This window comes from Lacticaseibacillus zeae DSM 20178 = KCTC 3804 (assembly GCF_000260435.1).
GTDB lineage: Bacteria > Bacillota > Bacilli > Lactobacillales > Lactobacillaceae > Lacticaseibacillus > Lacticaseibacillus zeae.
Map to the genome: position 1 here is coordinate 16,690 of NZ_BACQ01000079.1, position 23,848 is coordinate 40,537.

General features: G+C 48.5%; 20 protein-coding genes and 1 pseudogene. 13 read left to right on the top strand and 8 right to left on the bottom strand.

Going from position 1 to position 23,848, the window contains the following annotated elements; genetic code table 11:
* Positions 1 to 4 precede the first annotated feature (4 nt).
* The 4 genes from dltA (at position 5) to dltD (ending at position 4,323) form a co-directional block, all read left to right on the top strand.
* Positions 5 to 1,525 (top strand): D-alanine--poly(phosphoribitol) ligase subunit DltA, encoded by a 1,521-nt coding sequence (dltA, locus tag GSO_RS14830; RefSeq protein ID WP_010493761.1) that lies wholly within the window; start codon positions 5 to 7, stop codon positions 1,523 to 1,525.
* A complete protein-coding gene (gene dltB / locus GSO_RS14835; protein ID WP_010493763.1) occupies positions 1,525 to 2,742 on the top strand; it encodes a D-alanyl-lipoteichoic acid biosynthesis protein DltB in 1,218 nt (405 codons plus the stop codon). Before dltA ends, dltB begins: the two co-directional genes overlap by 1 nt.
* Before the next feature lie 67 nt (positions 2,743 to 2,809).
* Positions 2,810 to 3,055 carry a D-alanine--poly(phosphoribitol) ligase subunit 2 gene (gene dltC / locus GSO_RS14840; protein WP_010493765.1) on the top strand — a complete coding sequence of 82 codons (246 nt, stop codon included), beginning with the start codon at positions 2,810 to 2,812 and terminating at the stop codon, positions 3,053 to 3,055.
* Entirely contained in the window at positions 3,052 to 4,323 is a 1,272-nt protein-coding gene (gene dltD / locus GSO_RS14845; RefSeq protein ID WP_010493767.1) for a D-alanyl-lipoteichoic acid biosynthesis protein DltD, read from the top strand. The genes dltC and dltD overlap by 4 nt, the downstream gene beginning before the upstream one ends.
* A 147-nt stretch (positions 4,324 to 4,470) precedes the next feature.
* On the opposite strand, the gene GSO_RS14850 is transcribed toward dltD, so the two are convergent.
* Entirely contained in the window at positions 4,471 to 4,953 is a 483-nt protein-coding gene (locus GSO_RS14850) for a DUF2507 domain-containing protein (protein ID WP_010493769.1), read from the bottom strand.
* Between the two features lie 501 nt (positions 4,954 to 5,454).
* Between GSO_RS14850 and GSO_RS14855 the strand changes: the two genes are divergently transcribed.
* The 3 genes from GSO_RS14855 to GSO_RS14865 all read left to right on the top strand — a co-directional run bounded on the left by GSO_RS14855 (position 5,455) and on the right by GSO_RS14865 (position 8,785).
* Complete coding sequence (locus tag GSO_RS14855) at positions 5,455 to 6,636, top strand: RNA-guided endonuclease InsQ/TnpB family protein (protein ID WP_010493772.1); 1,182 nt, start codon at positions 5,455 to 5,457, stop codon at positions 6,634 to 6,636.
* A 179-nt stretch (positions 6,637 to 6,815) separates the two neighbouring features.
* Complete coding sequence (gene racE, locus GSO_RS14860; protein WP_010493773.1) at positions 6,816 to 8,270, top strand: glutamate racemase; 1,455 nt, start codon at positions 6,816 to 6,818, stop codon at positions 8,268 to 8,270.
* The gene (locus tag GSO_RS14865) at positions 8,267 to 8,785 is read left to right on the top strand and encodes a metallophosphoesterase (protein ID WP_010493776.1); all 519 of its coding nucleotides are present in this window, start codon (positions 8,267 to 8,269) and stop codon (positions 8,783 to 8,785) included. The genes racE and GSO_RS14865 overlap by 4 nt, the downstream gene beginning before the upstream one ends.
* Positions 8,786 to 8,863: 78 nt before the next feature.
* Here GSO_RS14865 and GSO_RS14870 read toward each other — a convergent pair whose 3' ends face one another.
* Positions 8,864 to 9,595, bottom strand: a complete 732-nt coding sequence (locus GSO_RS14870; RefSeq protein ID WP_010493778.1) for an MIP/aquaporin family protein — start codon at positions 9,593 to 9,595, stop codon at positions 8,864 to 8,866.
* Between the two features lie 562 nt (positions 9,596 to 10,157).
* Here GSO_RS14870 and cbpB point away from each other — a divergent pair.
* Positions 10,158 to 10,643, top strand: a complete 486-nt coding sequence (gene cbpB / locus GSO_RS14880; RefSeq protein WP_010493780.1) for a cyclic-di-AMP-binding protein CbpB — start codon at positions 10,158 to 10,160, stop codon at positions 10,641 to 10,643.
* 56 nt (positions 10,644 to 10,699) lie between these two features.
* Here cbpB and GSO_RS14885 read toward each other — a convergent pair whose 3' ends face one another.
* On the bottom strand, positions 10,700 to 11,605 hold the full coding sequence (locus tag GSO_RS14885) for a DUF368 domain-containing protein (protein ID WP_010493783.1): 906 nt from the start codon (positions 11,603 to 11,605) through the stop codon (positions 10,700 to 10,702).
* A 54-nt stretch (positions 11,606 to 11,659) separates the two neighbouring features.
* The gene (locus GSO_RS14890) at positions 11,660 to 12,535 is read right to left on the bottom strand and encodes a mechanosensitive ion channel family protein (protein ID WP_029345629.1); all 876 of its coding nucleotides are present in this window, start codon (positions 12,533 to 12,535) and stop codon (positions 11,660 to 11,662) included.
* Between the two features lie 752 nt (positions 12,536 to 13,287).
* On the opposite strand from GSO_RS14890, the gene GSO_RS14905 reads away from it, so the two are divergent.
* The 3 genes from GSO_RS14905 to GSO_RS14915 all read left to right on the top strand — a co-directional run bounded on the left by GSO_RS14905 (position 13,288) and on the right by GSO_RS14915 (position 14,903).
* Positions 13,288 to 13,716, top strand: coding sequence for a DUF948 domain-containing protein (locus tag GSO_RS14905; protein WP_010493789.1), 429 nt, complete (start codon positions 13,288 to 13,290; stop codon positions 13,714 to 13,716).
* Positions 13,717 to 13,730: 14 nt separating this feature from the next.
* Positions 13,731 to 14,237, top strand: coding sequence for a YtxH domain-containing protein (locus GSO_RS14910; RefSeq protein ID WP_010493791.1), 507 nt, complete (start codon positions 13,731 to 13,733; stop codon positions 14,235 to 14,237).
* Positions 14,238 to 14,381: 144 nt separating this feature from the next.
* Complete coding sequence (locus GSO_RS14915; protein ID WP_010493793.1) at positions 14,382 to 14,903, top strand: transcription repressor NadR; 522 nt, start codon at positions 14,382 to 14,384, stop codon at positions 14,901 to 14,903.
* Positions 14,904 to 15,041: 138 nt separating this feature from the next.
* On the opposite strand, the gene GSO_RS14920 is transcribed toward GSO_RS14915, so the two are convergent.
* Entirely contained in the window at positions 15,042 to 16,145 is a 1,104-nt protein-coding gene (locus GSO_RS14920; RefSeq protein ID WP_010493795.1) for a M24 family metallopeptidase, read from the bottom strand.
* Positions 16,146 to 16,467: 322 nt separating this feature from the next.
* On the opposite strand from GSO_RS14920, the gene ccpA reads away from it, so the two are divergent.
* A complete protein-coding gene (gene ccpA, locus GSO_RS14925; RefSeq protein WP_010493797.1) occupies positions 16,468 to 17,469 on the top strand; it encodes a catabolite control protein A in 1,002 nt (333 codons plus the stop codon).
* Between the two features lie 131 nt (positions 17,470 to 17,600).
* Here the strand turns inward: ccpA and GSO_RS16140 are convergent.
* Positions 17,601 to 20,351: pseudogene (locus GSO_RS16140) on the bottom strand (transglycosylase domain-containing protein).
* A gap of 442 nt (positions 20,352 to 20,793) precedes the next feature.
* On the opposite strand from GSO_RS16140, the gene GSO_RS14935 reads away from it, so the two are divergent.
* Positions 20,794 to 21,477, top strand: a complete 684-nt coding sequence (locus GSO_RS14935) for a YjjG family noncanonical pyrimidine nucleotidase (protein WP_010493799.1) — start codon at positions 20,794 to 20,796, stop codon at positions 21,475 to 21,477.
* 12 nt (positions 21,478 to 21,489) lie between these two features.
* Here the strand turns inward: GSO_RS14935 and GSO_RS14940 are convergent, their stop codons facing one another.
* Both GSO_RS14940 and pepV read right to left on the bottom strand, forming a co-directional pair.
* Complete coding sequence (locus GSO_RS14940; RefSeq protein WP_010493801.1) at positions 21,490 to 22,236, bottom strand: biotin--[acetyl-CoA-carboxylase] ligase; 747 nt, start codon at positions 22,234 to 22,236, stop codon at positions 21,490 to 21,492.
* 154 nt (positions 22,237 to 22,390) lie between these two features.
* On the bottom strand, positions 22,391 to 23,791 hold the full coding sequence (gene pepV / locus GSO_RS14945) for a dipeptidase PepV (RefSeq protein ID WP_010493803.1): 1,401 nt from the start codon (positions 23,789 to 23,791) through the stop codon (positions 22,391 to 22,393).
* Positions 23,792 to 23,848 lie beyond the last annotated feature (57 nt).

A 23,848-nucleotide genomic window follows, 5' to 3' on the forward strand; every position in this document is an offset into this window, starting at 1 on the left:
CGAGATGATCGATAATGTCATCACAGCGATTGATCGGGTCGCCGCAGAGCATCCAACGCGCGTGGCTTATGATTATGAAGGTAAACAGTACACATACGCGCAGTTAAAAGACGGCAGTGATCGCTTGGCCGGTTTCTTTGCGGAAACCTTGCCAGATGGTCAGCCGATCATTGTGTATGGCGGACAAACCTTTGATATGGTTGAGGTTTTCCTTGGGCTTTCAAAATCAGGGCATGCCTACATTCCGATCGATACGCACAGTCCGAATGAACGGATCACGCAGGTCCAGGATGTTGCCCATGCACCGGCCGTCATTGAAGTCGCACCGCTGCCGATTACGGTGCCAGACGTCCAGATTATTAAGGCACCGGAACTCCATGACGCCGAAAAGACGCATGAACCGATTCGTTCCTTGCAACATGCCGTCGCCGGAGACGATAACTACTACATCATTTTCACGAGCGGCACAACCGGCAAACCAAAAGGCGTTCAGATCAGCCACGAGAATCTGTTGAGCTATGTTAATTGGAATATCTCCGATTTTGGCCTCCAGGAAGGCGTCGTTTCGATGTCCCAACCGCCGTATTCGTTTGACTTAAGTGTCATGGATCTATATCCAACGTTGGTACTCGGCGGCACGTTAAAAGCTTTGCCAAAAGAAGTGACTGACAACTTCAAAGACTTATTTGCAACGCTGCCACAGCTCGGTCTGAATGAATGGGTTTCAACGCCGTCATTTGTCGAAATTGCCTTGCTGGATCCGAACTTTAAACAGGAAAATTATCCGAACCTGACGCATTTTCTATTCTGCGGTGAGGAACTTGTCAATAAGACCGCACAGGAGCTGATTACCCGCTTCCCGAAAGCAACGGTCTATAACACTTATGGTCCGACAGAAGCAACGGTTGCCGTGACCGGTATGGCGATCACGCAGGAAATTGTCGATCAATATCCGCGGTTGCCAATTGGGTATGCCAAGCCTGACACCGACATTTTCATTGTTGATGAGCAAGGCAATCAAGTGCCTCCTGATACGGAAGGCGAGTTAATGATTGTCGGGCCAAGTGTTTCTAAGGGTTATCTCAATAATCCGGATAAAACCGCGAAAGCTTTCTTCAAAGTTGGCAGTAAGCGGGGGTATCGTTCCGGTGACTTAGCAACGATGACGGCAGATGGCATGATCTTTTATCGTGGTCGTACCGATTTTCAGGTCAAGTTGCACGGGTACCGCATTGAGCTGGAAGATGTTGACCATAACCTGAATCAGGTTTCGTACATCAAGCAGGCGTCAACGGTGCCGCGGTACGATAAGGATCATAAAGTAGCACAATTAATCGCTTTTGCGGTTGCCAAACCTAACGACTTCGATAGTGATATGAAGTTGACCCAGGCTGTTAAAGCCGAGTTAAGCAAGATGGTGATGGAATATATGATTCCGCAACGCATTATTTATCGGGATCAATTACCATTGACAGCGAATGGCAAGGTTGATCGCAAAGCACTGATTGCAGAGGTAAATCACTAATGCTGAATTTACAACCATATGAGAATCCACAGTATTTTCTCTATTTGATCATCGCCTTGCTGCCGGTCATCATCGGGATGTTTAAAGGCTTCAGGATGCATTGGTATGAAAGTATCTTTTCACTGGTGTTCCTGGTTCTGATTTTTGACGCGGACAAGTGGCCACAGGGTAAGGCACTGTTGGGCTATGTCGTCTTTAACCTATTGCTGGTATATGCCTACTTCAAGTATCGCACGCGAGAAGGGTCGAAAAATTCGACCGCGGTGTTCTATCTCAGCGTTGCGCTAGGCATAGCCCAGTTAGCGATTGTCAAGTTTACCCCGTTGTTCCAACATCACGGCTCGATTCTGGGCTTTCTGGGAATTAGTTATCTGACCTTCCGTGTCGTCGGAACGATCATGGAAATCCGGGATGGCTCGATCAAAGACCTGAATATGTGGAAGTTTGTCCAATTTCTATTGTTCTTCCCAACGATCTCAAGCGGCCCGATTGACCGTTATCGCCGCTTCGTTAAAGATTATGATCGGGTCCCTGATCCTGAACATTATGCCCAGCTAGTCACAAAAGCGATGCATTATTTGATGCTCGGGTTCCTTTACAAGTTCATTTTGGGTTACATCTTTGGAACGCTGTGGCTACCTTCCGTCGAGCATATGGCGATGGCAAGCCGCGGTGGGGCATTCTTGGGACTCAGTTGGCCAGTTGTCGGCGTCATGTACGCTTATTCCGGGTATTTGTTCTTCGACTTTGCCGGTTACAGTTTGTTCGCAGTAGCCATTTCGTATCTGATGGGCATCGAGACGCCAATGAACTTCAACAAGCCATGGATGTCTTATAACATTAAGGACTTCTGGAATCGTTGGCACATGAGTCTGAGCTTCTGGTTCCGTGACTACATCTACATGCGGTTTGTGTTCTTCGTGATGAAGCATAAATGGCTGAAATCACGGGTCTCGACAGCGTTTGTCGGTTATCTGGTGTTATTCCTGATTATGGGTATCTGGCATGGTGAAACTTGGTATTACATCGTTTACGGGTTGTTCCACGCCATGCTCATCAATTTGACCGATGCCTGGCTGCGCTTCAAGAAGAAGCACAAAGACTTCTTCCCGCACAATAAGGCGACGCATTACTTTGCTATTTTCATGACAGCAAATGCAGTCTGCCTTTCGTTTTTGATTTTTTCCGGGTTCTTGGACACACTGTGGTTCCATTAAAAATGTTGTGGTAAATGGCCGGTCGCTCAATGACCGACTGGAGTTGAAAAGAAAGAGGTAGTTGATAATGGCAGACGAATCAATTAAAAATGGTGTTTTGGATATTTTGGCTGATTTAACCGGTTCTGACGATGTGAAAAAGGATTTGGATATGAACTTGTTTGAAACCGGGCTGTTGGATTCAATGGGGACCGTACAGCTGCTGTTGGAACTGCAAAGTCAATATGGTGTGAATGCACCGGTTTCGGAATTTGATCGTAAGGAATGGGATACCCCTAATAAAATCATTGCAAAGGTCGAACAAGCACAATGAAAAAACCGATCGGGAAGATCCTTTGGCGCGGACTTGGCCCGCTGCTGATCGCTGTGATCCTGGTCGCCGCCTTGATGCTCGTGCCATTTAAGTTTGGCAGCAGCAGCCAAGCGACGATCAGGCAGGCAGCCAGCTCAATGTCGGCCAACGTGCTTAAAGGCGAAAATATTAAAAATGAAGCCATGGCCGAGAATTATGTCCCGTTCATTGGGTCATCCGAATTGTCGCGGATGGACGCTTTTCATCCTTCCGTGTTGGCGCAAAAGTATCATCGCAGCTATCGTCCGTTTCTTATGGGAATGGCCGGAACTCAATCGCTGACGCATTTCTTATCGGTCAATGCCTTGACACATGTGAATGGAAAAAAGGCCGTGATGGTGCTGTCGCCGCAATGGTTTGTTCCTGGCGGCGTGCGGAAGGCGCAGTTTGACTTCTTCTTTTCACCGGCGCAACTGACAACTTTCCTGCTGCATGCGAATCCGAATTCAGAAGCGGATCGCTATGCAGCGCGCCGACTATTACAATTTCCTTCGACTAACTCGGATCGGATATCCAATGGTGCGTTGAAGAACATCGCTGCCGGACAGAAGTTGTCGGATGCCCAGTATTGGTACTTGAAGCAGGTTAAAAGTCCGATGGCCGATCATCAGGATGCTTTGTTCTCGCAGCTGTTTTTAAATAATAACCAGCCTAAGTTGAATAAGGCGGCCAAACAGTTGCCGGCTAAGTATGATGTTGACGACTTAGACGGTGTGGCGACACAGATAGGCATGAAGGAGACGACGAACAATCCTTTTGGACTCAAGAATGATTTTTATTCGAAAAGAGTTAAAAAGAATTTGCCTAAGCTGGAGGGGTCACAAGCGCACTGGAGTTATGTGAAATCGCCGGAATATTCTGATCTGCAACTGGTTTTGAATACCTTTGCGAAAAAGCACATGGAAGTTTTGTTTGTCATTCCGCCAATCAATGCCAAGTGGGCAGCGTATACCGGCTTGGATATGAACATGATCCAAGATACCGTGACGAAGTTGAATTATCAGCTGAAAACACAAGGCTTTAATCATGTCCTGGACTTAAGCCAAGATGGCGCGCAACCGTACTTCATGGAAGATACGATTCATATTGGCTGGCGCGGCTGGCTTAAAATGGACCAGACAGTTCGGCCGTTCCTTAAAACGAATAAGGCAACTGGAGTTCATTACAAACTTAACGACCAGTTTTACACGAAGAGTTGGCAACAGCGGTCAGCCAATGGCCTAGACTGAGGTTCTGAAAATAGCGATAGTTAATATTCGTGCCTGACAAAAAGCGGCCCCGAAGACGAATGGCGTCTGCGGGGTCGCTTTTGCATGATTGCGTCTAATTCAAGTTGTTCGGTCATCCCTTAAGTTGATGGTCGACCTGAAGGGGAGTTACTGATCATCGGGCGCCAGATCAATGAGATGATCGGCAGTAGGTTGCGAGTCTTGATTGTCCATGACAACGGTTAGGACAACGTTTTGGTCGCGCCGTTGAATCGCACTGCCGCCTTCAACGGCAAAGCCCAAGACCTGTTGCAATGATTGGGCTAAAAACCCGGCTTCAAGTTGAAAGTCTGGGTCATCGTATGTACGAATACGGGTTGCCACGACGTCTCCAGCCAGCAAATATTGGCGCTCCTGGCGCTTTTGTTTGAGCGGCGTTAATGTACCGAAACCAACCTGGGTAAAGAGTTGCGGTAAGGCGGTTTCATCGACTGGTAATTTGGTTGCCAAATCACGCCCTGACCAATAGAGAATATGGTGCTGTTCTTCACCCAGCATGTTCGGCAACATTAGATCGCGCATTGCCGTTACCGCAAAGAATGAGACCGAGCCGGGAAGGTTCAGCAGGGTGGTATAATCAGATTTTGCCATGTTGTGCCTCCTGTTTCTATTCGTCTAGTATAGCCGAAAAACGGGTTTAAAAACATGCTTTTCTGAACGCTTGCTTTTTTTAAGATTTAAACTCACAATGAAGTTTCAGAGTTTTATCGCGACAGATAAGTATCAGGGGCCGTCACGTGTTTTCAGTCGGGGGTCACGCTAGATTTTTGCGATTTATTAACAGGCTAGCGTGGTAATCGATGTTAACCAACGGCGATACCTTAAATTGAAGTTTCAAAAGGAGGATGTTAACAGCACTCAAATATGTCGAATAGTATGGAATCAAGCGGTACAACATGGATAGAATAATTAAGTGGAAGCTGTCCGTGTGTTCAAACCAAGTTAATCTGCGAAATATATTGACAATAGCCTGAATCGGTACTGTATGATGGTTCTTACCAAAGTTCCGCTAACTAACATTGGTTTGAACGTCTACTCTAAGCTTCCTCTCGAGTAGCGTTTAACCAGCCAATTGAGAGGAGGTGACAACTTTTGATTAAAACGCATAAGATCAAGCTCTATCCCAATGCAACCATGCGGCGTGAACTGGAGCGATTGTTTAGCTATCGCCGGTTTTGCTGGAATCAGGCCCTCGAAACTTGGAATGGCATGTACGATGCATCCCTAGTAATGGCGGATAAAACGTTGCGGCCTAATGAACGCAAAGTGCGCGATGAGCTGGTTTGGAACAAAGCCGATTGGCAGTATGAACAGTCAGCCCGAGTTTTGCAGCTCGCGGTAAACGATTTAAGTAAGGCTTGGAAGAACTACTTCAATCCGAAGATGCCAGATCACGATAAACCCAACTGGAAATCTAAGAAACGATCCCGCAAAACGTTCAAAACGGATCGCGCGCGACTTGTGAAAGGCAAGTTACGTTTAGATAAACCTCATGGTGCTGGTGCCTGGTATGACATCAAACTAGCTGAGCAACCGCGTTGGCAAGGAGAACTGAAACAGGTTTGTGTCGTTCAAGACGCTGACGGTTACTATGCCTCCTTTTCAATTGAGGTTCAAACTTCTGTTGAAAAGCGGCCGGTTCTAACGGTCACTGGGGTTGATGCCAACATCGGCAAGTTTGACTATCAAACGTCAACTGGCTATGCCACTCAACCCACCTTGCCTGAACGTCTGCCACCACTCTACGCCCGCATTGTTCATTACCAGCGCCAATTAGCCCGCAAACGGAAAGTAAATCCCAAGCGTTTTAACTCCGCGGCTTATCGCACAACGAGAACCAAGTTGAAGCGCCAATACCAACGAGTTGAACGGATTCAAACGGATTTGTTGCAAAAGTTTACGACGAAGCTTATCACTGATTATGACCTAATTGGGATTGAGGATCTGGATAATCGCCATATGCGCATGAATAAACGTCTCGCCAAGAACCTGCATCGATCACTGTTTGGTAAGTTCAAGGTGATCATGCAGTACAAGGCTGACTGGTATGGCAATACGTTGGTGCTAGCGGATCGGTTTTACCCCAGTACCCAGCGTTGTTCCCGGTGTGGTTATGTAAAAACCGCTGATGAACGGGTCACACTACGCGGCAACTTAAAACATCGAACTGGTCATGATGACTATCATTGTTACCAGTGCGGGGTGAAGTTGCGGCGAGACGAAAATGCCGTTGAAAATCTAATTGCTTATGCGAAATCAAAAGTTACGGGGTAGGCTATACCCTTAAAGTTCAGGAGACGGTCACTGTCATGCTGAATTATTTCAGAGTGGGAATACCGTTGTTGACGGGACTAAATGAAATGTAGGATTGTCAATCAAGAAAGGAAATATATAAAACCTTTATTGGTGTCAAAGAGACATCCTTCCACAGTTTATATAGCAGATTCATCATGATGAACAAGCAACCAATCGGATTTATTGACTCAGGTGTCGGCGGCTTGACCGTTGTGAAAGAAGCCTTGCATCAGTTACCGGCCGAAAATACGGTTTATTTAGGTGACCAAGCGCGTCTGCCATATGGACCGCGACCCGCCGAACAGGTTCAGGCATTTACTTGGCAGATGGTTAATTTTCTACTCACCAAGCATATTAAAATGCTGGTCATTGCGTGCAACACGGCGACAGCGGCGGCTTTACCGTTGATTAAAGCCAAGCTATCGATCCCGGTGATCGGCGTCATCAAGCCGGGTAGTCGTGCGGCCTTAAAAGCAACGCGCACCGGCCATATCGGCATTATCGCGACAGAAGGAACGGTTAAAAGTGGTGCCTATACCCAGGCTTTGCGGACGAAAGCGCCGGACATTCGGCTAACCAGTCTGGCCGCGCCCAAGTTTGTGTCACTGGTAGAAAGTAACGAGGCGCATTCGCCAATCGCCAAGCGGGTGGTGGCGGATACTTTGCAGCCGCTGTTGCACACCGACATTGATACGCTGGTGTTAGGGTGCACCCATTACCCGATTTTACGGCCGATTATTCAAAACGTGATGGGCAGCGGCGTCACTTTAATTGACTCAGGCGCAGAAACCGTTAATGATGTTTCGATGCTGCTTGATTATTTTGATTTGGCCAATGACAGCCATGAAACGCCCACGCACGATTATTATACGACAGGTGCCCCTTCCATGTTTGATGAGTTAGGTGAAGCATGGCTTGAATTGAAGGCTCCCATGCACGCCCAGCATGTTAATATTGAATCAGAGCCGACCCACTTTGTTGACGCGGCAGATATGCCAACTGGTAAAACCATCGTGGTTGCCAGCAAAAATCCCGGTAAAGTAAAAGAATTTAAGGCGATGTTTGAGCCTGCTGGCGTCACGGTTAAAAGCCTGGCTGATTTTCCCAGCGTCCCGACTGTCGACGAGACTGGCACGACTTTTGAAGAAAATGCGCGGCAAAAAGCCGACCAGTATGCCAAAGATCTCCAGCTACCGGTGATTGCCGATGATTCGGGTTTAATGGTTGATGCGCTGGATGGTCAACCGGGCATTCGTTCAGCCCGTTATGCCGGCGATGGGCATAACGATGCGGCGAACAACGCCAAACTTTTGGCGAATTTAGCCGATGTTCCTGACGATGCCCGAACCGCCACGTTCCATACAACCTTGGTGCTGGCAAAACCGGATCATCCGGAAGCCGATCTGGTGGTTCATGGTGATCTTTCTGGACAAATCACGGCCATCCCGCGCGGAACTGACGGCTTTGGCTACGATCCATTTTTCTTGGTGCCGTCACTAGGTAAAACACTGGCAGAGCTGACTGCCGAAGAAAAAAATCAGATTAGTCATCGCGGTAATGCCATGCGGTCACTGGAGAAAGTCTGGCAGGCATGGTTGGAGGAAGAGATATGAAAATTCTGGCAGTAAGCGATACGCACGGCGATCGTGCGATTCTCGCGACAATTTTGAAACAGCAGCCGGATCTGGATGGTTATTTCTATGCTGGCGATTCGGAGTTGCCTGCGGATGATTCGCTTTTTCAAACGTATCATGCGGTTGAAGGAAACATGGACTTTGATCCTAATTTCCCCATGAGTGTGACAACGACGGTGAAAGGCATCACGATTTTTATGACGCATGGCCATCGATTTGGCGTGAACTTTGGGTTGGATAAGCTCATGGCTGCCGGCGAAGCTGCCCACGCTCAGCTGGTTATTTTCGGGCATACCCATCAACTTGGCGTGGAAGAGCGCGCCGGTATGGTGATTTTGAATCCGGGCTCGATTAGTCAGCCCCGCGGTCAGTTCGCCAATTTAGGCGGTACTTACGCCACCGTTTCCTGGACAGACGACAAAGTGCACGTTGACTTTTTGAAGCGGGACGGCAGCATCGTTGCGCCATTAAGCCGCGACTTTTTGCAGGCATGATCGTTATGTTTGAGAAAATTAAAAATCGGTTCTAGCGGTAATTGCTAGAGCCGATTTTTTTGAAGAATCAGACCGTTGTTACATAAAGAGTTGTTTGTAGGTGAAAACCGCGAGAATGGCCGCGACGATTGGTGCAATCACAGGCACCCAGGCATATCCCCAGTCGGAGCTGCCTTTGTGTTTTAATGGCAAAAGCGCGTGCAGAATTCGTGGGCCGAGATCACGGGCCGGGTTTAATGCCGGTCCGGTTGGGCCACCCAGTGATGCCACTAATGTCGCCACAAGGAAGCCTAAGCCCATGTGTGCCGTTCCAAGATTGTCTTGGAAGAACGGTGCTTTGGTGATACCAAGGGCGCCGATGAAAAGAATATACGAACCAATAAATTCGTTGACGAAACCGTTTAGTTTGCTCTTCGTCGCACTGATCGTACTAAATGTCCCAAGAATGTGTTGGGTATTGGTCGTGAGATCGTAATGTGGTTTGTAAGCCGCAACGACAAACAACTGTCCAACCATGGCCCCAGCCATCTGGACCACAATATACGGCAACACTTCAGACCACGGGAACATGCCAGAGGCAGCTAAACCTAACGTAAACGCAGGATTAATGTGGTTGCCGGAAATGGCGCCAAACATCATGGCAGGAATCATGACCCCGGCGCCGTAGCCGACCGCAATCAGCAGCCAGTCCGAGCCATTTCCTTTGGTACCCTTCAAATCGACGTTGGCAACGGAGCCATTTCCTAACAAAACCATAATGGCAGTGCCAATAAATTCGGCGGCCAAACGCACGCCTAGATCATATGTCATTTTTACCCCTCCAAATGATTCATTCATTGCTAGCATGTGCATGGTGCTTACTTTGATTTGCTTTGTTGCTTCGATAACGTGTTCTTCCGGCTTCTAACCGGGCTGGCTCATGCTCGCTCACCCATAACGCGTTCGCCAGCCCAGAAGCCTGCGTGTAAGGACCTCGATCGCAATGGCCAAAGCCCGGCCATTACGTCCGAGGCCGCTTACACTCCGATTTCTAAGCGCTCCTGCTCACGCTCCATAACGCGTTCGCAGTCGCAGAAATCTGCGTGTAAGGACCTCGGTCGCAATGGCAAAGAGCGCCATCACGCCCAAGGCCACTTACACTCCGATTTCTAGACGCTCCTGCTCACGCTCACCCAAAAGTTGTCGTATTTCTTATGAATAACGACGATCGAAATTACTTGATGTCATTCATGGTAAAATAACCATATGGTGTTTCCGCCTTTTGACGGATGGCACCGGCATGGATAAGCGGTAAACTGAAGCAATAAAGTTAACTAATCTAACTTTTTGACTAACGTACTTAAACCAAGAATGTTAAAAAGGAGCTACCCACATGTTAAATCAAGCCATTGCCAATATGCTGATTGAAAATCGTCATCACTTTATGATTTCTGCAGATATGGTTGCAACGGTCTCCGAAGATAACCCATTGAGTCACGCGTTTCTTGTTCTTACCAAGGTGCGCTATGCGAAAATTCCGGTTTTGGATCACGACTCGAAGTTCAAAGGGCTCATTTCACTGCCGATGATTACCGAAACGATGTTGGGGCTGGACCATATCAGTTTTCAGTCACTAGATACCATGACCGTGAAAGATGTCATGGAAACTGATGTGGCGACAATTAGTGACCCATATGACTTGGAGAATGTTTTACATTTGCTCGTCGACAACCCGTTCATTCCGGTCGTTCAGGACGGGTACTTCACCGGCATCGTGACCCGGCGTGAGGTGATGAAAGGCATCAACAATATTGGTCACAACATCGACAAGCATTTCCAATTGGAACCTTTAGCGTCAGTCGTTGAAAAAGAATCTTAACCCCTTAAAAACCGGCATGCGGACAAATCTGTATGCTGGTTTTTTTGTTGTCGACACTAGTCAGCGTCTGCGTTGGATTCCGGTTTATCTAGGAAGATGGTCGCTAAAACGCCGATGATGAGGCTAACAACAACAAAAAGTACGGGTACGACCATACCAGTAGCCGGCCAATAAGGTGCGATGCCAGTTTCGATCAGAATGACCACTGCTGCGGCAACAATACCGCATACAGCATAATAAACCTGGGTTTCAAAATGTTCGAGCAAATACGCCATCAATTTGGCAACCGCAATCAGACCGGCAATGGCGCCAAGCATGAAAGGCAGCAGCAGCGCCACTGAGCCCATCGCCGCCTTAAAAGCCGACCAGTTACCAGAAACAAATGCCCGGGCTGCATCGCCTAGCTGACTGACGGCATTGTAGACGGTTCCGTACTGATCAATAACCATCAGCATGACGGAGCCGGAAATACCAGGGATGGCCATTAACGATACCGCGAAGATGCCAGCAAAGGCCATCACACCGGCATCGCTAACACTGCTCAGGCGCTGAATGGCAATGAGGTTCTCCGGCTGGGTCCCGCCAAGCTTGGCGAGTCCATAAATACCGGCAAATCCTCCAGCCACCAGTAAGAGATACCACCAAGTGAAGGGCTTGAGCACCAATTTGCGATAAATAAACGGGCCGATGCCTAGCACTAACCCGATAAAGAAACCATAACTTGGCAGCGGCCAATGCGTGGTAACGACTAGGACGGCCTTAGTGGAAATCAGGATACCAACGACGGCTCCTAAGCCAATTGGCGCCAAGAAACGCAAATTCTTCTTGGGATTGGCGCGAAAGTGATTCACTGCTTGTAAGAGGCGGTCATACAACCCGACCACGACGGCAAAAATACTGCCGGAAAGACCTGGAATGACAAGCGCGATGCCGATAATGGCACCTTTGATGAAATTTAGCATAACATCTCCTTATAAATGGATTTTGGCATGAATATGGGTAAAAAGGCGTACTGTTTATGAGCCAGCCTGTAAATTTATCGGCGGCGTGGTCACATGAATGCCCGCAGAGTTTAGCGCCGCAATGTAAGCAGCGAGAAAGGTCCGTTGTAAACTGAGTTGTTCACCATTTTCCGCGTAGAAGAGGACTTGGTAAGTAAACGTGCCATTTTGGTCCTCCGTCAGACCCAGAATATCCGGGCCTTCGGTGATGGTCGAGAATTTTGGAACCAGGTCGGTATTGACCTGTTCAATGGTTTTGCGGACCAAATTAAGATCGACAGTCGGTTCAAGCGGTAACTTGATGAGTACCTGCATGTTACTGCGGGAAAGGTTGCTGACGATTGTAATGTTGCGATTAGGGATGAAGTTAACCGTACCGTCATAACTCTTGACCACCGTGGTGCGTAGGCCAAGGCTTGTGACTGTTCCGGAGATTTTGCCTAATTTGACAATATCGCCAACGTCAAACTGCGCTTCCAATAGAATAAAGAAACCAGTCACAACGTCATTGACGAAACCTTGGGCACCAAAGCCGATTGCCAAGCCGGCCACGCCCGCACCGGCAAGTAATGTCCCCACCGGAACTCCCAGCGTTGATAGGATCGCGTAAAAATAGAAGAAGAGCACAAAATAGAAAAAGAGATTGCGCGAAAGGGTATGGATGGTTTTGACGCGGGTACCTGATAAATGGGCGCGCCGTTGATAGCTTTTAAAAGCCCGATTGATGGCGAACTGGCCTAAACGATAAAGTGCAAGAAATAAAATCGAAAAGAATAGCAACGACAGAACCTTATCAATCAGGGTTCCGGCAATTTTATCCCAGTTGATGGTTTTAAAATACCGTAACCACACATTGGGTTGTTCAGTTACGGTCGTTGCCGTGAACATCATGCCTGTCACGTGACGACCTCCTCTTGGTGTTGGCTTTATTTTACCAGAACCGGGGCGGATCTGCTGGAGATTTGTCATGATGCGGATAAGTTTTTACTTTTGGTGGGAGAAGGGGTGGGTGAGGGTGGTAGGGAGTAAGTGTGGTAAGGTAATTCGGTTTCGGATGTGTTCAATAGCGCAGGGGGCGGCGTGTGAGGGCATTGATCGCAATGGGCAGAGCCGGGCCATTGGGGGAATAAGATTTGCGGGGCAATCCGGCCCGAAACGCGCTCGCAGGCCCAGAAACCTACACATAAGGATCTCGAACCTAAATGGCCAAAGCCTAGGTATTGGGGGAATAAATTTTGCAGGGCAATCCGGTTCCGAAACGCGATCCCCGGCGCAGAAGCCTGCGTGTAAGGACCTTGGGCGTGATGGCCAAAGAGGATAAGAATTGGAAGGCAATTCGGTTCCGAAACGCGTTTGCAGTCGCAGAAATCTACGTGTAAGGACCTCAAGCCTAAATGGCCAAAACCTAGGTATTGCGGGGATAAGGATTGGAAGGCAATCCGGCTCCGAAACGCGCTCGCAGGCCCAGAAACCTACACATAAGGACCTCGAACCTAAATGGCCCAAGCCCAGCCATTTAGGTTCGAGGCCACTTATGTTCCGGTTTCTAACCGGGCCTGCTCACGCTCTTTAAATCTTTTGCACCGCTCTCCCCTCGATGTTATGATTGATGTAACCAACTGGTTTGAAATGGAGGGTGTTGCATGTCAGGTGGAGAGATTGCTTGGATCATTGCTGCGGTTGCTTTTTTGATTATTGCTTTGGCGATTGCCGTCATTGCGATTCGGGTTTCGGGTGTGACCAAGGAAGTTAAGGAAACGGTTGCCGAGACGAATAAGACGTTGAACACGGTCAACGGGGAGCTTGGCATTTTGACGAAGGAAGTCGAAGGCCTTCTTGCGAAGAGCAATACCCTTCTTGAAGATGTAAATGGCAAGGTGGCGGCAGTTGATCCGGTCTTTACTGCAATTGGCGAACTTGGTGAAAGTGTTTCCGATCTGAACCAGTCAACGCGCAATCTGACCGAACGCGTTGCTCATGGTGCCAAGAACGGGGCCAAGGCGACGGTTGCGACACGTATGGGTGCCAAAGCATTTTCAATGTTGACCAAAAAGAAACATCATAATGAATAGCAGGAGGAATCATCATGGCTAAAAAAGGACATTTTTTGCTTGGATTTGTATTCGGAGCTGCCAGTGCCTTAGCAACGACTTATTTATTGACTCCGCAAACCAGTGACGAGTTAAAGCGACGGGTTAAGCATGCTTCCGCGAATTTAGCCGATCGTGCGGTTGATTACTATGATTACGCCAAAGAGGCTAGTGCTGACTGGAAGCAAAGCGCGACGGATTTTGTCGATGACTTGAAGGCGCGTGGTAATGATGCCGATGGGTCAGAAGCGTTGGCTAATTACGATGCTGCGACCGAGCAATTGCGCGACCAATTGAATACTGCAGCGGATACGGATACTTCAGCTGATTTTGATGACATTGTGCTGGACGGTAAGAGTGCGTTTGCCCAAGCCAAGGATGACGATGAAGGCAGTGAAACCCGCACCGATGAAGTGCCGGAACCGACCGAACCAAAGCCAGTTAGTGGGGCCGCCGCATCTGAGGCCAAACCGGCAAGTTCTGAATCTGAAGCCACCGACTAATCAGCACTAGTAACCACAAGATTTTGAATATTAAAAATGGCGACAAACGAAAGACACCCCGACGTGAGCGCCTTTCGTTTGTCGCTTTTAGCATCGTAGCTGAATTTGTTTGAAGCATTTTGATCATGAATGAGGGAGAATACTATGCTAAATAGCGAACGTCAGGCACACATCAAAGCTACTTTAAGTACTGCGGCTGAGCCACTCAGTGCGTCGAGTTTTGCACGGCGGTTTACCGTCAGTCGTCAGACCATTGTCGGCGATATTGCGCTTTTGCGGGCCCAAGGCGAACCGATCATTGCGACGCCGCGTGGTTATACGTTGTCGCATCCAGCGGCCCATGAGTTTTTGATTCCTTGCAAACATACGCCGGAGCAAACGGAACAGGAGCTGCAGCTGATCCTCGACAACGGTGGCTGGATTGAAGATGTTTTGGTCGAGCATCCGTTATATGGTCAGTTACGCGGTCAGCTGAATATTCGCACCGTTGCCGATATGAAGCTGTTTTTGAGTCGTTTAGCGCGTTATCAAGGCCGCCTCTTGTCCGAGTTAACCGGTGGCATTCATTTGCACACGATTAGCGTTAAAAATGAACGGAATATCGCCAAAATTAAAGAAGCACTGCGCAAGGCCGGTATTTTATATGAACAGTCGGAAGCAGACTAGACAATTTCGGTGGTAGAGACAAAAACAGCAGCAGTCAACAACATAAAAATGGTCCCGAGGAGGCAGCGTCTACCTCTTTGGGACCATTTTCGATATTAGCGCACTGGTCATCTTTTACCGACGAGCAACTCGGCGTCGTTAACCATTGATGACGGTGAATTCTTTTGATGTGTGGGTAAAAGGTTCGCAGCCGGTTTCCGTGACGTGGACACAGTCTTCGATCCGAACACCAGCGACACCAGGAACGTAAATACCGGGTTCAATCGAGAAGCACATGCCTGGCTGTAGAATCATATCGTTGCCTTCCATGATGGATGGGAATTCATGGGTGGACATGCCGATACCATGACCCAAACGGTGATTAAAATACTCGCCGTAGCCCGCTTTGGTAATAATGTCGCGGGCAATTTTGTCCAGTTCGGATGCTTTTAATCCCGGCTTAACGGCATCCATGGCAGTCAGGTTCGCTTCTAAACAGATATCAAAAATTTCACGCGGCTTACCGGTAACCTGGCCAAAAGCGACGGTACGGGTGGCGTCGGACATGTACCCATGGTTGTCAGTACCAAGATCAAACAAAACCAGTTCATTTAGCGCAAGTTTCGTCCCCATCGGTTCGCCATGCGGATTGGCCGCATCTACGCCAGCTTGGACGATGGTGCCGAAACTCATGTGCATGACGCCTTCCTTCATCATGGTATAGTCAATCTCGGCAGCGACTTCCTGTTCAGTGGCACCTGCCTTAATCGCCTTAAACCCGGCTTGGAACGCGCGGTCAGCTTGAGCACCGGCGATTTCCATTTGTTTAATTTCAGCTGGTGTTTTGATTAACCGTTGCTTTTCAATGAAACGGGAAGCATCAATCGGAAAAGTCGCATCAGGAAACTGCTTCATGATGGCTTCAAATTTGAAGACAGCGAGGTTATCCTTTTCGATCGCCCACTTGGTTGGATTAGGGTTCACGGCCTTAATATGGGTCGCCATAACGGCAAACGGATCCTCGTGATCAAGATAGCCAAACACCTGATAAGGCCAGCCGGCTTTTTTAACTTCCTCAATGGTTAATTGCGGGGTAAACAGGAAAGGATCCTTGTCCGGGGTGACGATTAAGGCGGTGATCCGTTCTTCGGGATCTTGGAAGAAGCCCGTGTAATAATTGATATTGACTGGGTCACTGATATAGGCAAGGTCAAGGCCTTCTTCGCCGACCCAGGTTTGTAATGCTGCTAAATGCTCGTTCATCGTGGTCCTCCTCAAAAGGGCACAGCACAAAATATCATGCAAAGCGAATCTTTTACCGCATTTTGTGATGCACCGTGATATTAACGCGCCAATTGCTCAGGCACTGAAAATGACCCGCACAATAAGGGACCAATCTCAATGCCTGATGCAACTTTCCTTACCAGTATATCACGAGCCTTGAGGGACACTTTCTGAAAAGCCCGTTTGTGAAAATTTCATGGAAAATTCAGTAAAACGCTTGCATTGCCTTTCTCATTCTGCTATTTTGGAATGTAAATAGATGTTTCGTGATTTTCATACTCACGACTAAGGAGAAAATAAAGTGGAAAAACAAACAATAACAATTTATGATGTTGCCCGCGAGGCAAATGTATCGATGGCGACGGTGTCCCGAGTGGTTAATGGTAACCCGAATGTGAAGCCGGCTACCCGCAAGAAAGTTCTAGAGGTTATCGAACGCCTCGACTACCGGCCGAATGCGGTGGCGCGCGGCTTGGCCAGCAAGAAAACGACAACTGTCGGCGTGATTATTCCCGACGTCACGAACATGTTCTTCTCAAGCCTGGCCCGCGGGATTGATGATGTTGCAACCATGTACAAATACAACATTATTTTGGCGAACTCGGATGAAAATAACCAAAAGGAAGTTTCCGTACTTAACACCTTGTTAGCCAAGCAGGTTGACGGGTTGATTTTCATGGGTCATGAACTGACCGATTCGATTCGCGCTGAATTTTCCCGGAGCAAAACGCCGGTTGTACTGGCAGGTTCGATTGATCCAGATGAACAGGTTGGCAGTGTCAATATTGACTACGTGGCCGCGGTTGAAGAAGCGACGCACCAATTACTGGAGAGCGGTAATAAGCGGGTGGCATTGGCGACCGGCTCGCTCACCCACCCGATTAACGGCCAGTTCCGCCTCAAGGGCTATAAACAGGCACTTGAGAAAGCCGGTGTTGCCTATGACGAAAGCCTGATTTTTGAAAATGAGCCAAGTTATCAGGCAGGGTTGGCATTGTTTGGTAAGCTGCAGAAAGTCGGCGCAACGGCTGTCATTGCCGGCGATGATGAACTGGCAGTCGGCATTTTGGATGGCGCACTGGACAAGGGCGTGAAGGTGCCGGATGATTTTGAAATCATTACCAGCAACAACACTAAGTTAACCGAAATGACCCGGCCACAACTGACATCAATTGATCAGCCGCTTTATGATATTGGTGCTGTGGCAATGCGGTTGCTGACAAAGATGATGAACAAAGAAGAGATCGAAGAAAAAACCGTGATGTTAGGTTTCGATATTTTGAAACGCGGCTCAACCAAATAAAGGTGTTGAGCGAAATCAGCTTTGGCACCTCATGAGCAATAAAAAAATCGGTTCTAAAGACAGATGATGTGTGTCTTTAGAACCGATTTTTGCGTTACTAGATTGATTGGCCTGCAAGATAACGCATGAACCTACTGACCGCTGCCAGTTGTAGCAGGTGTGGTTTGCTGATTATTGGTCGTTGTGCCACCAGTCGTGTTACCGCCAGTCGTTGTCGTGCCGGTACCGGTTGTTTCACCGCCAGTGCCAGTTGCGCCGTTCGTCCCGCCAGTACCCGTGGTTTGCGGTTCACTTGGCTGGTTTTCGGAGGTTCCTTGCTGGTTTTTCTGGCTGGAAGGCACCGTGACGCTAGGCGTTTGGCTGCTTTCAGTTGTGGCCGGTGTCGTAGTTTCAGGCGTGATCGGTGTTTCCTGATGCTCTTTTTTGGCTTCGGTCGAGCGACCATTAGCGTCAGAAACCTGGCCATAGCCATTACTTTTACCGTTGAGATGGTCATAGAACAATTGATAATTGTCTTTGCTGCCACCGATGCCAAATTCGGCTTTCGCAGTTGGCTCCCAATCATTGTAGAGGCTGGTAACGGTTGATCCGCCTGTATGGTAAGTCCGCCCGTTAAAAGTTAAGGTGCCAGCCGGTTGTCCGGTTTGTTTATCGACAATGACGGACTTGACGGTACTTGGTCGGGCTAGCTTTTTGTCAACTTTAAATTGCTTAGGGATGGTGTGATAAACCGCATTGGCTAACTTCGACCAGTAAGCTTCGTTGGTCATGGAGCTATTTTCATCAAGCGTGTAGTTGGTACCGTTGCTGTTGTCATGACCCATCCAACTGGCAATGGTGACACCCGGCGTTGAACCGATAAACCAAATATCGCGGAAATCGTTGCTGGTACCGGTTTTCCCGATCAGGTTGTCCGTATTGAAGCGCAGCTGATAGTTCAGGCTCTCGGCAGTCCCTGATTCAACCACGTTTTTCAACATTTGATTCATGATGTAGTTCGTACCTTTGGAGAAAACCTTGGTCTTTTTAACCTGATGGCGGTAGATGGCATGGCCTGAAGGATCGACGATTTCAGAGATGACATAAGCTGGTACGTGTTCGCCTTGATTGGCAAAAGTGGAAAAAGCGCTGGCTTGTTCCTTGACGTCGACGCCATAATCGGTACCGCCCAAGGCTAGACCGAGCTGGCTGTAATCGTTATCCGTGAGGGTATCGATGCCCATTTTTTCCATGTAGCTTTTGACATTGACGTTCGGCTTGATGTGTTTATACAGATTAACTGCCGGAATGTTGTAGGATTGGGCAAGCGCTTCGGTGGCAGGGATGAACCGATTTTGAATCTGGTCGCCGTAATCGGTAACGCTGTAATTGTTGCCGAGGTTGGTCTTGGAGTCAGCCAAAGCGGTTTGGGAACCGATGACTTTTTGATCGATCGCCGGTGCATACACCAAAAGCGGTTTGATGGTGGAGCCGGGAGAACGTAAGGTGTAAATGTGATTGAGTTCACCTGAGACCCCGCCAACGAAACCGAGAACAGCGCCGGTTTGGTTGTCCAACACGACAGAGCCGTTTTGAACCGGATGCTTAACGGTTTCGGTTTCGCCGGTTTTAGGATTGATCTGAGTGCTGGTGTAGGTTTGACCGAATGTATTTCGCGTGGCGCGCATCACAAATTGCATCCGATCGTACACGTTCTTGTTGATGGTACTTTTGATTTGGTAATTTTTGGAAGCGAAAAGATCGCCTGCTTGCCTCAAATAGTCGTTGTTTAAGGCATTGTCTTTGGCAAGGTCGGCAGCAGAGTGACCATCATTTTGGGCTAATTTCTCAGCTAATAATGATTTAGCTTCACTGAGCACCATGTTGTAGACATACCCATACTCATTGTCATCCTGTTCGGCATTTTCCGGCTTGAGGAACGCGCCTTTTAGATCGAATGACTTGGCTGCAACATACTGCTTGTGACTGATGACGCCAGCTCGATACATCCGAAACAGCACGGTCTGTTGCCGATTAATGCCGGATTTAAGGCTGGCTTTTAGTTGACCGTTGGCAGTATACGGCGTGTAAACAAACGGACTCTGCGGCAAGCCAGCAATAAAGGCGGCTTACGGCAGGTTCACTTGACTGGCAGAGACGCCAAAAAGTCCTTGCGCAGCTGCTTCGACGCCGGCAATGTTTTGCCCCTTGTTGTTCCGACCCAGCGTGGCGACATTCAGATAAGTTTCCAGGATTTCGTTCTTGCTGAAATGATTCTTTAGGCGCCGCGCCAACATGATCTCCGCGGCTTTACGTTTGAAGGTTGTCTCTGAGTTCAAAAACATCATTTTGACAACCTGCTGCGTTAAAGTCGAGCCGCCAGTTTGGTTACCCATGCCGGTTAAATCGGAAAAGAAAGCCCGAATCACCGCCTTGGGCACAACCCCGTCATGACGGTAAAAGTCCTCGTCTTCAGTGGCAATGATCGCCTTGGTTAGCCACGGCGACATGTCGTTAAGGCTGACTTTTGTGGAATACAAGTCGCTTTTGACGTCACTGAGCTTAACGTTATGTGCAAAATACATACTTGAAGTACGGCTGGTGTTGGATAGCGTTGCCTTCATTGCTGCTTCGGTCGGAATCGGCGTTGCATCGATAATCGACACAAAATAGCCGCCAAATAAGCCGAGCCCGAAAACAGCCGCAATGCCTAAAACGCCTAATAAGTAATAGACAATACTTTTGATACTTTGAAGCGTGACATTACCGTAAAAAACAATGGCAGTCTTACCCGTTAAATGTTTGGAATCAGCTTTGGAATCAGGACGCCGCGTCACGAATGCCGTGAACCAGCGGCGAAATCGAGTCCCAAGCGTCTTGACCCGATCGACGAACTTTTTCAAGTGCTTGTCCCACCTTAAATTTTGGTCTAATACTCCTTAGTATACCGTAAAAATAAAGCGGATTCTAATACTGTTGGCAAGAGCGTGAGCGTGGCCGGTTAGAAAGCGGAGCATAAGTGGCCTTGGGCGTGATGGCCGGTCTTTGGCCATTGCGACCAAGGTCCTTATACGCAGACTTCTGCGCCGGTGAACGTGTTTCGGAGAGCATCGGTAAACGGGCCGGTCTTTGACCATTGCGACCAAGATTCTTATACGCAGACTTCTGCGCCAGAGAATGCGTTTGTGGAAAGCGCCAGTTTCTGTTTGCGAGAACGCACTTCAAAACCAACTTGTCTGTTTGTCCTCACCATTCATAAGTTCAAGCGGCTTCACTTGCGACCCGCGTTGTGTTGTGCAAGACTGATAACTATATAAAATAAGCGAGCGAGAACAGGAGTCAGTTATGTACCGAGTTATTTTGTTTGATGTAGACGATACCTTGTTGGATTTTAAAGCAGGGGAACTAAAAAGCCTGGCTAAGATGTTTGCCAGGCTTAAATTACCATATACGCCGCGGATTGAGGCGAGTTATTTGAAAATCAATGCTGATCTGTGGCGTGATTACGAAGCAGGCCGGATTACGCGACCGGAATTGTTTGACGTGCGATTTGCCAAGCTGTTTCGCCATCATCATTTGAACGCCGATCCCCATTTGGCTGAACGGACATATCACCATTTTCTGGATCAGGAAGCGATTTTACTGCCACGCGTGACGGAAACTCTGGATGCTTTAAAAGACTATCGGCTGTTTATCGTCAGCAATGGCATTGAGCCGGTCCAGCGTGAGCGTCTGGCAACCAGCGGCTTAATTGATTATTTTGAGGACATCTTTGTTTCCGATAGTGTCGGGAGTCCGAAGCCGACCGTGGCGTTTTTTGATTATGTTGCCAAGCGAATTCCCCGGTTCAATCGACATGAAACATTGATTATGGGCGATTCGTTGACGTCGGACATTCAAGGCGGCATCAACGGCAAGATTGATTCAATCTGGTTCAATCCGCATTTTCAACCTAATCGCGAGCAGATAACGCCGACTTATCAGCTGAATGAATTCAGTGATTTGACGAAATTACTGCTGGCAAACTAGACGATGTGTGGCTTAATCGACCAAGCGAATGGTGCCAGTTGTGACGACCATTGTTCCTTGGGCCGTTTTTAACAGCAAGGCACCATTGTCATCGAACCCGCTGATGATTCCGGTCAGCGGGTTTTGTGTGCTGCTAACCGTGATTTGCCGACCGATCCAGGCAGCCTTCGTGCGATAAATCGGCATAATGGTGTCAGGATTTGCAAACAACCGCATGAGATTCGTCAAGAAACGGCCGGCAAGCTCCGGACGCGGATCGGTGCTAGGCTTTTCATCAAGAAGGGTGGTAATCGGCTGATCGGTTGGTAAAGGCGCTGTCGGGGTTGGGAAGATGTCAACGCCGACGCCAAGCACCACAGCATTTTGTTCGAGCAATGCTTCTGCCAAAATACCGGCAACCTTTTGGCCGTTTTTTTGCAAGTCGTTGACCCATTTAATGGCGGTGGCAATACCAAATTGGGTTTCAATGGCTTGCTGCAAAGCGACACCTGCAGCCGGCGTGATTAAGGCACGGCTGATTTGCGGGTGGAAGGCGTAACTCAGATAGAGACCGGCATCGGCAGGACTGGCAAAGGGTTTGCCATGGCGTCCGACACCGGCAGTTTGTTCACCGGCAATTAGAATTTGCGGCAACGTTGCTCCGTTTTGAACCGTTTGTTTTAAAACCGTATTGGTCGAGGTTACCGTTGCTTGCGTGGCCACTGCTGCGCGCAGGTGCGGATCATCTAACCATGGATCTAAGCTATCAGGCGTTAACATAAGAAAGCTTCCTTTCTGGGATTAATCGCAAGTGCGCCAGAAGTCAGGTGGCAGACTTCTGGCGCACAGGCATGAGTATGAATTTTAAAACTTGCCAAGAACAGTTATCAGTAATGTGAACACTGATTACATTTTAAAAATACAGAGACTTAGCTTATTTGACTAAGCGGCTGATTGCGTCGGCGTAATCAGCCGCTGTGATGATATCTTTAATTGGCATGTACTCATTCGCCTGATGCATGACATTTTCCTGTCCCGGCATCTGGGCTCCGAAAGCGACACCCCGTTTGATGATTCGGCCATAGGTACCGCCACCGATGACTTGTTCGTGACCGGCAATACCAGTGTGGTCAGTGAAAGTTTGCAATAGGGTTTTAACCAGCGGATCGTCACCAGGAACATAGTGCGGCTCCTGTGCATGACCACTCAGCGTCACGTCGAATTGTTCAGCACCGACCGCGCTTTCAATTTGATCACGGATTTTATCAGCATCGGTGCCTTGCGGATAACGGACATTAACCAACACACTTTGTTCGCCATCCTGGGTAAACGTGAAGATATCCGGGCTAGCAGTTAGCTCGCCCATTAGTTTGTCCGTGTAGTTGATACCTAAGTGGTGGCCGCGTGAATCTAAATGCAGGTATTTGGCGACCATGGTCAGATACGCTTTGCCCGCCGGATCAAAAGGCAGATCAGCTAGCAAGCTTGCCAGATAAGTGGCGGCATTCTTGCCATCCTTTGGTTCCTGGGCATGTGCACCTTTACCTACGATTTCAATCGTTGTAGGATTACCCAACGTCAAGGTGAGTTTGACACCTTGCTGATCGGCCCAGTCGTTGACTTGAGTCGCAAAGCTTTCAGGCAAGTCGCCGGTAATGGTTGCTTTTGCTTCTTGCGGAACCATATTTGGTCGAATACCCGCCGAAAATTCATTCAAAGTCAGTTGGGCTTCTGCTGCAGCAACCGGTTTTTGCACGATTTTGAAGCTGGCAATGCCTTTTTCACCGTTGATAATTGGAAATTCGGCATCAGGAGAAAAGCCAAAATCCGGTGCCGGTTCGCTTTCGAGATACCGATGCATGCCAACCCAATCGGATTCTTCATCGGTTCCAAGGATAAAGTGAATCTTTTTATTGATCGGCAGGCCCAGATCGCGGACGAGTTTCAATGCATAGTAAGCAGCAATGCTCGGTCCTTTGTCATCGCTGGTGCCACGACCGTAAATCTTACCATCGCGAATCACCGGGTCAAATGGATCGGTTTGCCAACCGGGTCCGGCGGGAACAACATCGACATGCCCAAATAGTCCTAAAGTTTCAGGACCGCTGCCTAACTCGATCCGACCGGCAACATGGTCCACATTGAGCGTCTTAAAACCATCCCGCTCGGCAATTGCCAAGAAGGCATCCAACGCTTTTGCCGGACCGGGTCCAAGGGGATATTCTGCGGTTTTGTGCGCGGTATCGCGCTCGGAGTTGATCTTCAACAGTGTCGTGAGATCAGAAAGAAGCTGGGGTTCTAATTTTTCTGCTTCCTGCTGCCAATTAATTGCCATGAGGTTAACCTACTTTCTTTCTATCGTTGTCTTTAGAATAGCATGTTTGTTCCACGG

Coding starts and splice junctions, on each gene's coding strand:
- dltA (WP_010493761.1), top strand. CDS start 5: ATGATCGATAATGTCATCACAGCGATTGATCGGGTCGCCGCAGAGCAT.
- dltB (WP_010493763.1), top strand. CDS start 1,525: ATGCTGAATTTACAACCATATGAGAATCCACAGTATTTTCTCTATTTG.
- dltC (WP_010493765.1), top strand. CDS start 2,810: ATGGCAGACGAATCAATTAAAAATGGTGTTTTGGATATTTTGGCTGAT.
- dltD (WP_010493767.1), top strand. CDS start 3,052: ATGAAAAAACCGATCGGGAAGATCCTTTGGCGCGGACTTGGCCCGCTG.
- GSO_RS14850 (WP_010493769.1), bottom strand. CDS start 4,953: ATGGCAAAATCTGATTATACCACCCTGCTGAACCTTCCCGGCTCGGTC.
- racE (WP_010493773.1), top strand. CDS start 6,816: ATGAACAAGCAACCAATCGGATTTATTGACTCAGGTGTCGGCGGCTTG.
- GSO_RS14865 (WP_010493776.1), top strand. CDS start 8,267: ATGAAAATTCTGGCAGTAAGCGATACGCACGGCGATCGTGCGATTCTC.
- GSO_RS14870 (WP_010493778.1), bottom strand. CDS start 9,595: ATGACATATGATCTAGGCGTGCGTTTGGCCGCCGAATTTATTGGCACT.
- cbpB (WP_010493780.1), top strand. CDS start 10,158: ATGTTAAATCAAGCCATTGCCAATATGCTGATTGAAAATCGTCATCAC.
- GSO_RS14885 (WP_010493783.1), bottom strand. CDS start 11,605: ATGCTAAATTTCATCAAAGGTGCCATTATCGGCATCGCGCTTGTCATT.
- GSO_RS14890 (WP_029345629.1), bottom strand. CDS start 12,535: ATGATGTTCACGGCAACGACCGTAACTGAACAACCCAATGTGTGGTTA.
- GSO_RS14905 (WP_010493789.1), top strand. CDS start 13,288: ATGTCAGGTGGAGAGATTGCTTGGATCATTGCTGCGGTTGCTTTTTTG.
- GSO_RS14910 (WP_010493791.1), top strand. CDS start 13,731: ATGGCTAAAAAAGGACATTTTTTGCTTGGATTTGTATTCGGAGCTGCC.
- GSO_RS14915 (WP_010493793.1), top strand. CDS start 14,382: ATGCTAAATAGCGAACGTCAGGCACACATCAAAGCTACTTTAAGTACT.
- GSO_RS14920 (WP_010493795.1), bottom strand. CDS start 16,145: ATGAACGAGCATTTAGCAGCATTACAAACCTGGGTCGGCGAAGAAGGC.
- GSO_RS14935 (WP_010493799.1), top strand. CDS start 20,794: ATGTACCGAGTTATTTTGTTTGATGTAGACGATACCTTGTTGGATTTT.
- GSO_RS14940 (WP_010493801.1), bottom strand. CDS start 22,236: ATGTTAACGCCTGATAGCTTAGATCCATGGTTAGATGATCCGCACCTG.
- pepV (WP_010493803.1), bottom strand. CDS start 23,791: ATGGCAATTAATTGGCAGCAGGAAGCAGAAAAATTAGAACCCCAGCTT.